We start from the raw sequence: 13,692 nt of genomic DNA, 5'->3' as shown, positions 1-13,692 counted from the left end.
CCCATGCCCGACGACGAGACCCGGACCCTGAGCCCCGCCCACAAGGCGCCGACCATCCCCGCACAGGCACAGGCCTCCGCGGACCGGCGCACAGTCTGGATCACCCGGCTCCTGATCGTCGGACTCGTCCTCGCCGCCCTGAACCTCCGCCCCGCCATCACCAGCCTCGGCCCGCTCCTCGAAGAGGTCCGCATCGGGCTCGGCATGAGCGGCAGCGTCGCCGGTCTCCTGACCTCCGTACCGCCTCTCTGCTTCGCGCTCTTCGGCCTCACCGCGCCGCGCCTCGCCCGCCGCTTCGGCCCCGGCGCGATCGTGTGCGCCGGTATGGCGGCCATCGCGGCAGGCCTGCTGGTACGCCCCTTCGTCGGGGCCACCGCCGGATTCCTCGCGGCCAGCGCGCTCGCCCTCATGGGCATCGCGCTGAGCAACATCCTCATGCCGGTCATCGTCAAGCGCTGGTTCCCCGACCGCGTGGGCCAGATGACCGGGCTCTACTCGATGGCCCTCTCCCTCGGCACCGCCCTCGCCGCGGCCGCCACCGTCCCCATGACCCAGGCCCTGGGCGGCAGTTGGCAGACCGGCCTCGCCCTGTGGGGCGCGCTGGCCGCAGTCGCCGTACTGCCCTGGCTCGTCCTGACCCGGCAGGCCGGCGCCAGGGCCGCCGAGACGCGCGCCGCCGCCCAGGAGCAGCGGAACGCCCCCGCGCTGAGGATCACCCGCAGTCGTACGGCATGGGCGCTCGCCTGCTTCTTCGGCCTCCAGGCCACGGCGGCGTACATCACGATGGGCTGGATGCCGCAGATCTTCCGCGACGCCGGAGTCTCCGCGGGCACTGCCGGTGTGCTGCTCGCCGTCACCATGGCGATGGGCGTCCCGCTCGCCTTCGTCATCCCGCGCCTCGCGTCCCGCATGCGCACCCAGGGCCCGATCGTCGTCGCCCTCGGCCTGTGCGGGCTCATGGGTTACACCGGCCTCTACCTCGCTCCGGCCTCCGGCGCCTGGGTGTGGGCCCTGCTGCTCGGCGTCTCCAACTGCGCGTTCCCGCTCGCCCTCACCATGATCGGGATGCGGGCGAAGACCGGCGCGGGCGTCGTCCGCCTCTCCGCCTTCGCGCAGAGCACCGGCTATCTCCTCTCGATCCCCGGGCCGCTGCTCGTCGGCGTGCTCTACCAGCACAGCGGCAGCTGGGGCCTGCCGATCGCCCTGATGGCGGGGCTGATGGTGCCGCAGATCGTGGTCGGCGCGCTGGCCGGGCGCAACCGCACCATCGAGGAAGAGCTCCGCTGACCCGGCCGCGTCCGGGCGTACAAAGGGTGCGAGACTGGCCGTATGCCTGTACTCGACCCCAACCCCCAGAACGGCCAGAAGAAGCTGCTCATCGTGCTCGGCGCGATGCTCGGCATCACGGTGCTCATCGCGATCGTCGCGTCGCTCGCCTCCCCCTGACCTGAGGGTGGTGGGGTTTTCCCCACCCTCCCCTAGGGGGACAGGGTCAGGGTGAAGTGGGTGGGTCACCGGATGGGTTACGCCGCCGGCCCTCCGTAGGTTCGACGTACACCAGTCGAAACGTCAACGGAGGCGGCCATGGCGGCCCGTGCACACACCCGGTCCAACCCGCAGGCCTCCGGCGTCGACATTCGCCTGCCGTGGTGGGGCGTCGTCCTCCCCACGCTCGCTTTCGCCGTACTGCTCATCCTCATCGCCGGTCCCGGCGAGGCGCACGCCGTAAGCGGCGACCCGACGGTCGCGCACCTCGTGGAACGCCTCCAGCAGACCCTGTCCCGCTAGTCATTCAGGGCCCGTTCACCCGTGGTGGGGGAGCCCGCCAACACCCAGCGCCCCGTGGCACGATTCGTGCGAAGCTGGGATGCATGAGCGTCGATACACCCCGAAGGATCGTCCTACTCCGGCATGCGAAGGCCGACTGGCCACAGGTGTCCGACCACGAGCGCCCGCTCGCCGACCGAGGCCGCATGGATGCCCCGGTCGCCGGCCACCGGCTGGCGGACACCGGCATCACCTTCGATCTGGCTCTCTGCTCGACCGCCGCCAGGACCCGTGAGACCTGGAAGCTGGCCGTGCAGGAGCTGCCGCGGCGACCCAGGACCGTCTACGAGGAGCGGCTGTACGAGGCCTCCCTCGGCGACCTTCTCGCGCTGCTGAACGAGACCCCGGACGAGGTGAACGACCTTCTTGTCATCGGCCACAACCCCGGCATGCACGCGGCCGCCGACGCCCTGGCGGGCGGTGCCGAGGGCGACGCACTGGCCCGGATGACCCGCAGTGGATTCCCGACCGCGTCGTTCGCGGTCATCGGGTTCACCGGCTCCTGGAAGTCCGTGGAGCACGGCGCGGGCAGGCTGCTGGACTACTGGGCACCGCACGACTGACGGCGCGCTTTCTCTTCCGCGTACGAATCTTCCGCATACGAACCTTCCGCGTACGAAAAGAGGCCCCGGAACGGATATCCGTCCCGGGGCCCCTCACGTTCACTCGGCGAGGCCGTCGGCCGCCTCGACCTCTTCGCGCGTGATGCCCAGCAGATACAGAACCGTGTCCAGGAAGGGCACATTCACGGCGGTGTGGGCGGCCTCGCGGACGACAGGCTTCGCATTGAAGGCAACGCCCAGGCCCGCCGCGTTCAGCATGTCGAGGTCATTCGCACCGTCGCCGATCGCGACGGTCTGCGAGAGCGGTACGCCCGCCTCCTTGGCGAAACGGCGCAGCAGCCGGGCCTTGCCGGCGCGGTCCACGATCTCGCCGACGACGCGCCCCGTGAGCTTCCCGTCGACGATCTCCAGCGTATTCGCCGAGGCGAAGTCCAGCCCCAGCCGCTCCTTCAGATCATCGGTGACCTGCGTGAAACCGCCCGATACGACGCCCACTTGGTAACCCAGCCGCTTGAGCGTACGGATCAGGGTCCGGGCGCCGGGCGTGAGCCGCACCTCTTGCCGCACCTTGTCCACGACCGCGGCGTCGAGCCCCGCGAGCAGCGCCACGCGTGCGTGCAGCGACTGCTCGAAGTCCAGCTCACCGCGCATCGCCTGTGCGGTCACCTCGGCGACCTCGTCCTCGCATCCCGCGTGCGCCGCGAACAGCTCGATGACCTCGTCCTGGATGAGCGTGGAGTCCACATCCATCACGACCAGCCGCTGTGCCCGTCGGTGCAGCCCGGCGGACACCACGGCCACATCGATCCCGAGCTCGGCGGCCTCCAGCGCGAGCGCGGTGCGGAGGGGTGCGGTCTCCGTACCGGACACCGCGAACTCGACCGCGGTGACGGGGTACTTGGCGAGCCGGAAGATACGGTCGATGTTCCCGCCGGTCGCCGTGATGCTGGCCGCTATGGCGGCGGTCGACTCCGCGGTCAGCGGGTGCCCGAGCACGGTGACGTGCGAACGACCGCTGCCGCGCGGACGGTTGTCGCCCGTACCCGAGATGATCTCTGCCTGCAGCTTGAGGGACCCGGCCCAGCTGTGCACGGTGGCGCGCAGCTCACCGGCGGTGCTCACGGTGGGCTCGGTCACGAGGGCGCACAGGACGATGCGGCCACGGGTGACGACCTGCTCGATGTCGACCACGTCGACGGAGTAGGCGGCGAGGGTGTCGAAGAGCCCGGCGGTGATTCCGGGGCGGTCCTTCCCGAAGATCTTGACGAGAAGGGTGGGGGCGTCGGAGGTCTGGCTGGGCTGCGATGCGCTCATGATGCTTCCACCGTATCGGCCCGGCCTCCCACGCTCACCTCCTGTCCCGAGGACCGGACACCGGGCGAACCGGGGCTCCACCCCGGACCCAGCTCCTCGAATGCCGGAGGGCTGATTTTCCAGCGCGCCCGGGGGGCTGGGGAGTGCCCCCCCACGGGAAGGGGCGGCCAGGAGGAACAAAGCCCCGGCGCCCGCAGCCCCAGCCACCAGCACACCCCGCCCGTGCGCACTCAGCCCCTCACCCCCGCCGCCCCGGCCACCCCGGCGGCGGTCCCTCCTCCTCCGGAGGCCACGGCCGCCGCGGCCCCACCGGAGGCGGCGGCCGCCTTGGCCCCACCGGAGGCGGCGGTACCATCGGCCCCGCCACCGTAGGCGCCCCATGCACATCCTCCGGCGGCCTCAGATACGGGTTCGTATCGTCGTGCGAGGGCCGATAGGCCGGCGACGGCCGGTAGGGCCCCGGCACGTAAGCAAGATCCGGATAGGTCCGCCCCCCGCCGCCACCCAAAGCCGACGCCGACGCCAAGGCCGCGGCCCGCGCCCCCGCCACCCCCGCCGCACACGCCAGCAGCGCCCCCACGCTCCCTGCCCCCGCACCCCACGCCAGGCCCATCAGTACCGCCATCGGCACACTCCCGTGCAGCTCGATACCGGCGCCGAACGCGTCGAACCCCAGCACGGACAGCGAAGCGTCGGCGGAAACATCCGTCAGCCACACCAGCAGCGGCAGCGCAATCGCCGCCACCACCCCCAGCCGCACCCCGCACCGTCCCGCGAACCCCGCGACCGACAGCTCCCCCCGAGGTGTACGGGCCGCCGCAAGCACCCCCGCGTACAGCATCATCACCGCGGCCGCGACCCCCAACAGCCAGATACGACCGTCGAGTTCGGCGAGCCTGCCCAGCGTCACCGGTTCCTCCGCGCCCGCCCGAAGCAGCTCGTCCAGCGGATCCGGCAGCACCTTCGCCAGCTCGCCCGTCGCCTCGCCGTCCCACGGCACGAGCAGCCCGAGCGGGATCCCGAGCCACACCCCGTTCGGCGTCCCGAGCAGCGCGGCGCCCACGACCCGCTTCGGGTGGTCGTCGCCGACCGCCGCGTACGCCGCCGCGGCGAGCCCGGCCACAACCGCGACAACCAGCACTGTGACCAGGGCGGAAGCGGCCGGCCGTACGACCCGGTGCATGGCGTCCCACCCGCGAGGCAGCGGCGTACGACGGGACGCGAGTAACGCGATGACCAGCACTCCGACCACCCAGCACGCCCCGCCCACCAGAGAATCGCCGGTATTGACGGTGAAGCCGACCGACGCCTTCGCGTCCGCGAGGTCGGCGAGCCGGTCGGGGAGGCCGCCGGGGAGCAGACCGCCGATGTCCCCGAGCCCGTCGGGAAGGCGGTCGGCGATACCGCCGGGCACGTCGCCGGTGTCGTCGAGCCCGAGCGCGCCGCCGAGCGCATCGCCGTCGATGGTGATGACGTCGTGGCCGGCCCAGGCGAGCCCGCCCATCGTGGCGACGAACAGCACGGCCACCGAGCCCGCCCGCGCGGCCAGTTCGCCCCCGGAGATCACCTTCCCCGCGCCCCGCAGCGACCGCAGGAAGAAGAACGCCAGCAGGAGAGCCCCGACCAGACCCACCCCAAGTGGCGCGATGTCGACGGCGGTCGTCGCCTCCGCGCCCTCCAGACCGAAGGCCGAGACATTGCCGGAAGGACTGACCGAACCCCCTGCCCCGAGCACCACCACCGCCGCTGTCATCGGCCCGAGCGATGCCGCCGAATCCGCGCCCAGCAGATGGAGCCCGAGGGCCGCGACGCCCGCCATGCCGACCAACGCCCAGCTCACCGAAGCGATCGCGGCGAACAGCACATCGCCCCACCGCACGCCCACACTGCCGCCAGCGCCCATCAGGACCCCCCGATCCGTGCAGAACTGTCCTAGGTTGTTCTATTCGCGCATGATCCGTACGTACTCATGGGTGCTTACCACTCTCCGGAGGTATTTCTCCCGCGTCAACGGGCAGCCCGTGCACGGTCTGTACGGAGCCCGACTTTCTAATTCGGGACCGGGCCTGAAATAGTTCCTCCCGATGTTCAGCATCCCTAGACTCCCTGCGACGGGGGTAACTCGGGGGACAACTAGTGGGGCGCGGAGTGCCGGAACTCGTACTGGAATTGAATGGAAGGACCTGGACGCTCGATCCGTCCAGGTCGTACACCCTCGGACGCGATCCGCAGGGCGACCTGGCGATCGACGACGCCAGGGTCTCGTGGCGACACGCCACCATCAGCTGGGGGGGCCGGAGTTGGGTCATTGAGGACCACGGCAGCACCAACGGCACGTACGTGCAGGGCCAGCGGATCCACCAGATGGAGATCGGCCCCGGCTCCGCCGTGCACCTCGGCAACGCCACCGACGGTCCGCGACTGAGCCTGAGCGGGGCCGGCGCGATGGCCCAGCAGGCACCGGCTCAGACGCCGCAGCAGCAGGCACCACACCAGCAGGCACCACACCAGCAGGGCGCTCCCGGCTGGGCAGCACAGGCCCCGCAGCAACAGCAGCAACAGCAGCACCAGCAACAGCAGCCTCAGCAACAACAGCAGCAGCCCCAGCAACAACAGCAGCAGCCCCAGCAAGCCTGGCAGCAGCCTCAGGTGCCACACCAGCAAGGCGGCCAGGGCGGCCACGCAGGCCACGGCGGCGCCCAGTCCGGCGGTGTCGCGGGGGCTCCGCCGGTGTACGGAGACCGCAGCCCGACGACGTTCCACCAGGTGGCCCTCGGCCGCGTCATGCGGATCGGCCGTGCGCTGGAGAACGAGCTGGTCGTCTCCGACCTCCAGGTCTCCCGGCTGCACGCCGAGTTCACCGCGACGCCCGACGGCCGCTTCCAGATCCGCGACCTCGGCAGCCACAACGGCACGTACGTCAACGGTCAGCCGATCCCCAAGTCCGGCACCGCGCTGCTTGGTCCGAGCGACATCGTCGGCGTCGGTCACTCGACGTTCCGCCTGGTCGGGGACCGGCTCGAGGAGTTCGTCGACACCGGTGAGGTCTCCTTCTCCGCCCGCCACCTCACGGTGACGGTCGACGGCGGCAAGCAGATCCTCAAGGACGTCTCCTTCGGCGTACCGGAGAAGTCGCTCATCGCGGTCATCGGCCCGTCCGGATCCGGCAAGTCCACCCTGCTCAAGGCGCTCACCGGCTACCGGCCCGCCAATCAGGGCGACGTCCTCTACGACAACCGGAACCTGTACAAGCAGTTCGCCGAGCTCCGCCAGCGCATCGGTCTGGTCCCGCAGGACGACATCCTGCACAAGGAACTGACCGTCAAGAAGGCCCTCAAGTACGCCGCCAAGCTCCGCTTCCCGGCAGATACCACCGAGGCCGAGCGCCAGACCCGCATCGACGAGGTTCTGGGCGAGCTCAAGCTGGACATCCACAAGGAGAAGAAGGTCACCTCCCTCTCCGGTGGCCAGCGCAAGCGCGTCTCCGTAGCCCTGGAGCTGCTGACCAAGCCGTCGCTGATCTTCCTGGACGAGCCGACCTCCGGCCTCGACCCGGGCATGGACCGCGACGTCATGCAGCTGCTCCGCGGCCTCGCCGACGACGGCCGTACGGTCCTCGTCGTCACGCACTCCGTGGCCGAGCTCGCTATCTGCGACAAGCTCCTCGTCATGGCGCCCGGCGGCAGCGTCGCCTACTTCGGTCCGCCGGAGGAGGCACTGAACTTCTTCGGCTACAGCACCTGGGCCGACGTCTTCTCCGCCTTCGAGAACTACCGCGACTACGACTGGGCGGGCCGCTGGCGCGGCTCGCAGCACTACCAGATGTACGCCGCGGACATCGACGCCGTTGCCGCACAGTCCGTACACATGCCGCCCCCGCAGCAGATGCGGCCGCCCAAGCCGCAAGGCTGGATGGCTCAGCTCTGGACACTGATCAGGCGATACACCTCGGTCATCGCGTCCGACAAGGGCTTTATCGGCCTGATGGTGGTCCTGCCCGCCGTCCTCGGCGTGGTCAGCGTCGTCATCCCGGCCGACTTCGGCCTCGCGCCGCCCGAGCCGCCGTCCAGGTTCAACGGCGACGCCGGAACGATCATGCTGATCCTCGCGGTCGGCATGTGCTTCTCCGGCGCGGCCAACTCCGTACGTGAGCTGATCAAGGAACGGGTCATCTACGAAAGGGAACGGGCCACCGGCCTGTCCCGCTCGGCGTACCTCATGTCCAAGGTCATCGTCCTCGGCGTGATCACGGCCATCCAGGGCGTCATCATCTGCGCCATCGGCTTCGCATCCCGCGACCTGCCGGAAGAGGGCCTGCTGATGCCCCCGGCCGTCGAGCTGTGCGTGATCATCATCGCGCTCGGCTTCACCTCGATGATGTTCGGCCTGGTCATCTCCTCGCTGGTGAAGACCGCCGAGAAGACCATGCCGCTGCTCGTCATGTTCGCGATCGTCCAGGTCGTCTTCACCGGCATCCTCTTCCAGGTCTACGGTTCGCCCGGCCTGGAGCAGTTCGCCTGGCTGATGCCGTCCCGCTGGGCCATCGCCGGCGCGGGTGCGACGCTCGACCTGGCGCACCTCATGCCGCCGTGGGACCCGCAGAACCCCACGGACCTGGACCCGCTGTGGGAGCACAGCGCGGGCGTGTGGGGCATGAACATCACGGTCCTGCTGGCCATCGGCGTCGCCTGCGGCTTCGCGGTCGCGCGACTGCTGCGCCGCCACGAGCCCGAGGTCATGCGCAAGTAACAGCGCCTGCGCACACGAAGGAGGGCGGCACCCCGCACGGGGTGCCGCCCTTCCTTCATGCTCGTGAAGTCCAGTGCCTCTTAGTAGGCGCTGTTCACGTTGTCGATGGAGCCGTACCGGTCGGCCGCGTAGTTGGCAGCGGCGGTGATGTTGGCAACCGGGTCGTACTGGCTGTGGGCCGTACCGGCCACGTGGTACGCGTCGAACGTCGGCTTGATGACCTGCAGCAGGCCGATCGACGGGACGCCGTTCTGGGCGTTGATGTCCCAGTTGTTGATGGCGCGGGGGTCGCCGGCGGACTCGCGGATGATGTTGCGGTGCAGACCGTCGTACGTACCCGGGATGCCCTTGGCCTTCATGATGGACAGGGCCTCGCGGATCCAGCCGTCCAGGTTGTTCGCGTAGACGGGCTTGCGGGCAGCAGCGCGGCTGGCCGCGGCCCTCTTGTCGGCGGCGCGCTTCTTCGCGGCGGCGGCGGCCTTGGCCTTCGCCTCGGCTTCAGCCTTTGCCTTGGCGGCCGCGGCGGCCTTGGCGTCGGCCTTCGCCCGCGCGTCGGCCACAGCCTTCGCCAGCCTGTCGGCGTCGGTGTGCTGCTGGGTGATGCTGGTGTGCACAGTCTTGGCCTGCGCGCTGTCGGCGGCCGCTGCGGACCATGCCACCGGTGCGGCGGCGACGGTCGCGGGCTCTGCCTGAGCGGATGCGTTACTGGGGACGAGAGAGAACGCGAGGGCAGCGGCGCCGAGGGCGGCGACACCGGCGATGGAAACCTTGTGGGTCTTCTTCAGGCGACTATGGCCGGGGGTGCTGGACGCGGACATGCAGACGTACCTCTTCAAGTAGCGGAAGCCGCGGAGTCCGCGACGGCAGCCATTGTTAGCGTCCGCAAAATCCTCTGGCAAAGGTGTGACGTACTACGGGAGGTAGTGGGAAGGACCCCCCGGATCTAGGCCCGGCGCCCGCGCCTACCCCACGGAACTGGCCCTTATACGACCACTACGCTCCTTCGTAAGTGATGTACGTCCTATGCGCGGGCTCACATCGGGCACGTAACAACCTCACCGCTCGTTGCACGAGCGATGCTCAGAGTGAGTGGCCTCCTCCGGCAGGATGAGGTGTACGTCGCCGAACTCGTGCCAGCGGTAGAGATGGGTCAGCGCTTCGGCGTAGCTGCGGCCCAGAGCGGCCCGCCCCGCGATCGCCTCCAGCATCAGCAGATGCGATGCCTCCGGCTCGTGCAGTCCTGTCAGCAGCCCGTCCACCACACGCACCCCGCGCTCGGGGGTGACCACCAGATCGGTCCAGCCCGCCGCCGCGCGCACGACCCCGTCGGGACCCGCCGCCGACTCCAGCGCGCGCACGGCCGTAGTCCCGACGGCAATGACCCGGCCTGCTCCCGCACGGGCGGCATTGATCAGCCGCGCCGTCGCGTCCGGCACCTCGAAGCGCTCCGGGTACGGCGGCTCGTGCGCCTCGGCCGACGACACCCCTGTATGCAGGGTGAGCGGTGCGAACTGCACACCCCGGCTCACCAGCCCCGCCACCGTCGCCGCGGTGAAGGGCCGCCCGGCGCTGGGCATCTCCGCGGAACCGGCCCCGTCGGGGGAGTCCACCGCGAACACCGTCTGGTAAGCGGACAGCGGCTGGTCCCGCTCCGTGTATCCGTACCGAATGGGCCGCCCGTGCCCGCGCAACAGCCCCGGCACGTCCCCACCGGAAACCCGGGCCCACCACAACCGCTCCCCAACCGCACTGACAGGCTCCTCCAATACCAGACGTACGCCGCCACCCACGAGCACCACGTCCCCCGAGCCCCCACCGGCACGCGGCCGGGTGGTCCCGTCCCCCACAGGACTCCGCAGCTCCACGCTCCACCGCAGGTCGTCCCCCCGGGTGGAGAAGTGCACGACCACAGCCTCGCCCCCCGAAACGGCCCCGGACACTGGACCCGTCCCCGTCCCCGTCCCCGTCCCCGCTCCGGACCCTGCACCCGCTCCCGCTCCGGACCCTGCACCCGACCCCGTTCCCGCTCCGGACCCCGTTCCCGCTCCGGACCCCGCTCGCGTCTCCGGTCCCGGCCTCGACCCCGCTCCCGTCTCCGGTCCCGGCCCCGTTCCCGCTCCTGCCCCCGGAACCGCTCCCGCTCCCGTCCCCGTCCCCGCTCCCGACCCCCGCCCCACAAGCCACCCGTCCACCGCCGCCGCCAGCGTCCGTGACGTATTCACCACCAGTACGTCCCCGGCTCGCAGCCGACCCGCCAGGTCCCGGAACGCGTGATGCGCCACCTCCGTCCCGCGCGACACCAGCAGCCGCACATCGTCACGCCCGCCGCCGCGCTCCTCGGCGGGCACCCGTGCCGACAGCTCCTCCGGTACGCGCAGTGCGTCGAGCACCGTCATCGCCGTACCTCCGGCAGCGCGGCCGCCGTGTACCGCCCACTGGCCGGCCGCTCGTCCAGCAGCCGCAGCAGGGCGGGCACCACACTCCCGGGCTCGGGCCGCGCGTCCTCGTCCCCCGGAACAGCCGCCGCGTACAGATCGGTCCGCATGTCGCCCGGGTCCACCGCCCACACCCGCAGCCCCGGTTCCTCCACCGCCAGCACCGCCGACAGATGGTCGAGCGCCGCCTTCGAAGCCCCGTACCCGCCCCACGTCTCGTACGCCACCACCGCCGCGTCCGAGCTCACCGAAAGCACCGCGCCCCCCGCCTCCCGCAGCATCGGCAGCACTTCCCGTACGAGCCCGAGCGCCGCCACCACGTTCGTCTCCAGCGCCGCCCGCAGCCCCTCCAGCGGCAGCTCCTCCAGCCGTACGAGCGGCTCCGCGCCCAGTGCGCTGGCGTTGTTCACCAGCAGATCCGGGCCGCCGAGCCCGCGCGCCGCCCGGGCCAGCTCCCCCCGGTGCGCGGCGTCCGTGACATCCCCCGCCACGGCCACCACCCGCGTCCCGTATTTACGCACTTCCCGCGCCGCGTCCTCCAGCACGCTCCCGGTCCTGGCATCCAGCACCAGATCCCAGCCCCGCTCCGCGAGCCCCAGGGCCAGCGCCTGCCCCAGCCCCTTCGAAGCCCCCGTGATGATCGCAACCGGCATGGCAACCGTCCCCTTGCATCCCTAGACATCGCGTTCGATGCCCCCAACGTAGGAACGCGCCCCCGCCCCGCGCCTCATGCGCGAGCCCCACCGCACCAGGGCACTTCGGCCTACGCCTTGCGCCCTAAGCAGAGGCCGCCGCAGGTCCGATACGGCCACCGCACCCCCGCCGGTACGGTGATCCCATGACCGTTCCCCGAGGTCTCAACCCCGTTCGAGCAGGGGCGGAGACCCCGTCCCCACGCTCCGGCCTGTCCGCCGTGAGCACCGCGCTGCTCGCGATGAGCCGGCACCTGGAAGTGCGCGACGTCCTCAAGACGATCGTCGCCTCCGCCCGTGAGCTACTGGACGCGGAGTACGCCGCCCTGGGCGTCCCCGACGATCACGGCGGGTTCGCCCAGTTCGTGGTGGACGGCGTCAGCGACGAGCAGTGGAAGGCCATCGGCCCCCTGCCCCGGCAGCACGGCATCCTCGCCGCGATGCTGCACGGCGCAGAGCCCGAGCGCCTCGGGGACGTACGCAAGGACCCCCGCTTCGAGGGCTGGCCGTCCGCGCACCCCGACATGTCCGACTTCCTGGGCCTGCCCATCCGCGACGGCGACGAGGTCATAGGCGCGCTCTTCCTCGCCAACAAGCGCTGCCCCAAGCCCGACGGCAGCTGCGGCTTCACGGAAGAGGACGAGGAGCTGCTCGGCATGCTCGCCCAGCACGCCGCGATCGCCCTCACCAACGCCCGTCTGTACGAGCGCAGCCGCGAACTCACCATCGTCGAGGAACGCTCCCGCCTGGCCCACGAGCTCCACGACGCCGTGAGCCAGAAGCTCTTCTCCCTGCGCCTGACCGCCCAGGCCGCGGCCGCCCTCGTCGACCGCGACCCGGCCCGCGCCAAGGGCGAGCTCCAGCAGGTGGCGGCGCTCGCCGCCGAAGCGGCCGACGAACTGCGCGACGCCGTTGTCGAACTCCGCCCCGCGGCTTTGGACGAGGACGGCCTGATCGCCACCCTCCGTACCCAGATCCAGGTCATGGACCGCGCCCACGGCGCCCACGTCACCTTCAAAAGCTCGGGAGTACGGGCCCTGCCCGCCGCCCAGGAAGAAGCCCTCCTCCGGGTCGCCCAGGAGGCACTGCACAACGCACTGCGCCACTCGGGCGGCTCCCGCGTGGACGTCGTACTCGAAAAGCACGGCCAGGGCGCCATGCTGAGGGTCACGGACGACGGCTCCGGCTTCGACCCGAGAACCGTCCGCAAGGCGGGCCGCCACCTGGGCCTGGTCTCGATGCGCGACCGCGCGAGCGGGGCCGGCGGACAGCTCACCGTGGAATCGGCGCCCGGCACGGGCACCACGATCAAGATGGAGGTCCCCGGTGGCTGACGCAAAGGCCGGTATCCGCGTACTGCTGGTCGACGATCACCAGGTGGTACGCCGAGGTCTCCGCACGTTCCTGGAGATCCAGGACGACATCGAGGTGGTCGGGGAGGCCGGGGACGGCGCCGAGGGGGTGGCCCGGGCCGAAGAGCTCCGCCCCGACGTCGTACTCATGGACATCAAGATGCCGGGCACGGACGGCATCGACGCACTCCGCAAACTCCGCGAACTGGCCAACCCCGCCAAGGTGTTGATCGTCACCAGCTTCACTGAGCAGCGCACCGTCGTCCCCGCCCTTCGGGCCGGCGCCTCCGGCTACGTCTATAAGGACGTGGACCCGGACGCCCTGGCCGGAGCCATCCGCTCCGTCCACGCCGGCCACGTCCTCCTCCAGCCGGAGGTCGCGGGCGCCCTGCTGTCCCAGGACGAGGGGAACGGCGGCACGGGCCGGGGGAACACGCTCACCGAGCGGGAGCGGGAAGTACTGACTCTGATCGCCGACGGCCGCTCCAACCGCGAGATCGCCCGCGCACTCGTCCTCTCGGAGAAAACCGTCAAGACGCACGTATCGAACATCCTGATGAAGCTCGATCTCTCCGACCGGACCCAGGCGGCGCTCTGGGCCGTACGACATGGGGTAACGGGCTAATCCGGGCGTCTACATCCGATCCGAGATTCATACTGTCGGGTGTACGTCCCCCACATGGCGCAACCAGATCGGCCCGCGGCCGTTCTCCATGGCGTGCTGCGGCGGCTGGCCGCAGCGACCGCTAGGAGGATCCTG

The 13,692-nt window shown here is 70.8% G+C and carries 12 protein-coding genes; 7 read left to right on the top strand and 5 right to left on the bottom strand.

The features are described from left to right. Positions 1–3 precede the first annotated feature (3 nt). The 4 genes from PXH83_RS04075 (at position 4) to PXH83_RS04060 (ending at position 2,390) form a co-directional block, all read left to right on the top strand. On the top strand, positions 4–1,287 hold the full coding sequence (locus PXH83_RS04075) for a CynX/NimT family MFS transporter (protein ID WP_274556741.1): 1,284 nt from the start codon (positions 4–6) through the stop codon (positions 1,285–1,287). A 42-nt stretch (positions 1,288–1,329) separates the two neighbouring features. Next, positions 1,330–1,446, top strand: coding sequence for an SGM_5486 family transporter-associated protein (locus PXH83_RS04070; RefSeq protein ID WP_251019915.1), 117 nt, complete (start codon positions 1,330–1,332; stop codon positions 1,444–1,446). 138 nt (positions 1,447–1,584) lie between these two features. Further along, on the top strand, positions 1,585–1,788 hold the full coding sequence (locus PXH83_RS04065; RefSeq protein WP_274556735.1) for a hypothetical protein: 204 nt from the start codon (positions 1,585–1,587) through the stop codon (positions 1,786–1,788). Positions 1,789–1,871: 83 nt separating this feature from the next. Beyond that, on the top strand, positions 1,872–2,390 hold the full coding sequence (locus PXH83_RS04060) for a SixA phosphatase family protein (protein ID WP_274556733.1): 519 nt from the start codon (positions 1,872–1,874) through the stop codon (positions 2,388–2,390). A gap of 99 nt (positions 2,391–2,489) precedes the next feature. Here PXH83_RS04060 and serB read toward each other — a convergent pair whose 3' ends face one another. Next, on the bottom strand, positions 2,490–3,704 hold the full coding sequence (serB, locus tag PXH83_RS04055) for a phosphoserine phosphatase SerB (protein ID WP_274556730.1): 1,215 nt from the start codon (positions 3,702–3,704) through the stop codon (positions 2,490–2,492). Between the two features lie 238 nt (positions 3,705–3,942). Then, positions 3,943–5,607: a streptophobe family protein gene (locus tag PXH83_RS04050; RefSeq protein WP_274556728.1), complete on the bottom strand. Its 1,665-nt coding sequence runs from the start codon at positions 5,605–5,607 to the stop codon at positions 3,943–3,945. A 245-nt stretch (positions 5,608–5,852) separates the two neighbouring features. Here PXH83_RS04050 and PXH83_RS04045 point away from each other — a divergent pair, with 245 nt between their 5' ends. Then, positions 5,853–8,453: an ABC transporter ATP-binding protein/permease gene (locus PXH83_RS04045; protein WP_274556724.1), complete on the top strand. Its 2,601-nt coding sequence runs from the start codon at positions 5,853–5,855 to the stop codon at positions 8,451–8,453. Positions 8,454–8,533: 80 nt separating this feature from the next. On the opposite strand, the gene PXH83_RS04040 is transcribed toward PXH83_RS04045, so the two are convergent. From PXH83_RS04040 to PXH83_RS04030, 3 genes are all read right to left on the bottom strand, one after another. Further along, the gene (locus tag PXH83_RS04040) at positions 8,534–9,271 is read right to left on the bottom strand and encodes a transglycosylase SLT domain-containing protein (RefSeq protein ID WP_274556722.1); all 738 of its coding nucleotides are present in this window, start codon (positions 9,269–9,271) and stop codon (positions 8,534–8,536) included. 237 nt (positions 9,272–9,508) lie between these two features. Then, complete coding sequence (locus PXH83_RS04035) at positions 9,509–10,849, bottom strand: S-adenosylmethionine:tRNA ribosyltransferase-isomerase (RefSeq protein ID WP_274556721.1); 1,341 nt, start codon at positions 10,847–10,849, stop codon at positions 9,509–9,511. Further along, on the bottom strand, positions 10,846–11,541 hold the full coding sequence (locus PXH83_RS04030; protein ID WP_274556720.1) for an SDR family NAD(P)-dependent oxidoreductase: 696 nt from the start codon (positions 11,539–11,541) through the stop codon (positions 10,846–10,848). Before PXH83_RS04030 ends, PXH83_RS04035 begins: the two co-directional genes overlap by 4 nt. 185 nt (positions 11,542–11,726) lie before the next feature. On the opposite strand from PXH83_RS04030, the gene PXH83_RS04025 reads away from it, so the two are divergent. Both PXH83_RS04025 and PXH83_RS04020 read left to right on the top strand, forming a co-directional pair. Next, on the top strand, positions 11,727–12,914 hold the full coding sequence (locus PXH83_RS04025) for a GAF domain-containing sensor histidine kinase (RefSeq protein ID WP_274556719.1): 1,188 nt from the start codon (positions 11,727–11,729) through the stop codon (positions 12,912–12,914). Continuing rightward, complete coding sequence (locus PXH83_RS04020) at positions 12,907–13,557, top strand: response regulator (protein ID WP_274556717.1); 651 nt, start codon at positions 12,907–12,909, stop codon at positions 13,555–13,557. The genes PXH83_RS04025 and PXH83_RS04020 overlap by 8 nt, the downstream gene beginning before the upstream one ends. Positions 13,558–13,692: the final 135 nt, after the last annotated feature.

Origin of the sequence: Streptomyces spiramyceticus (assembly GCF_028807635.1) — a bacterium.
Classification (GTDB): domain Bacteria; phylum Actinomycetota; class Actinomycetes; order Streptomycetales; family Streptomycetaceae; genus Streptomyces; species Streptomyces spiramyceticus.
This window is presented reverse-complemented; position numbering and strand designations above follow the sequence as displayed.

Excerpts from the sequence above, each read along its gene's own strand:
- PXH83_RS04075 (WP_274556741.1), top strand. The coding sequence starts at position 4 with ATGCCCGACGACGAGACCCGGACCCTGAGCCCCGCCCACAAGGCGCCG.
- PXH83_RS04070 (WP_251019915.1), top strand. The coding sequence starts at position 1,330 with ATGCCTGTACTCGACCCCAACCCCCAGAACGGCCAGAAGAAGCTGCTC.
- PXH83_RS04065 (WP_274556735.1), top strand. The coding sequence starts at position 1,585 with ATGGCGGCCCGTGCACACACCCGGTCCAACCCGCAGGCCTCCGGCGTC.
- PXH83_RS04060 (WP_274556733.1), top strand. The coding sequence starts at position 1,872 with ATGAGCGTCGATACACCCCGAAGGATCGTCCTACTCCGGCATGCGAAG.
- serB (WP_274556730.1), bottom strand. The coding sequence starts at position 3,704 with ATGAGCGCATCGCAGCCCAGCCAGACCTCCGACGCCCCCACCCTTCTC.
- PXH83_RS04050 (WP_274556728.1), bottom strand. The coding sequence starts at position 5,607 with ATGGGCGCTGGCGGCAGTGTGGGCGTGCGGTGGGGCGATGTGCTGTTC.
- PXH83_RS04040 (WP_274556722.1), bottom strand. The coding sequence starts at position 9,271 with ATGTCCGCGTCCAGCACCCCCGGCCATAGTCGCCTGAAGAAGACCCAC.
- PXH83_RS04035 (WP_274556721.1), bottom strand. The coding sequence starts at position 10,849 with ATGACGGTGCTCGACGCACTGCGCGTACCGGAGGAGCTGTCGGCACGG.
- PXH83_RS04030 (WP_274556720.1), bottom strand. The coding sequence starts at position 11,541 with ATGCCGGTTGCGATCATCACGGGGGCTTCGAAGGGGCTGGGGCAGGCG.
- PXH83_RS04025 (WP_274556719.1), top strand. The coding sequence starts at position 11,727 with ATGACCGTTCCCCGAGGTCTCAACCCCGTTCGAGCAGGGGCGGAGACC.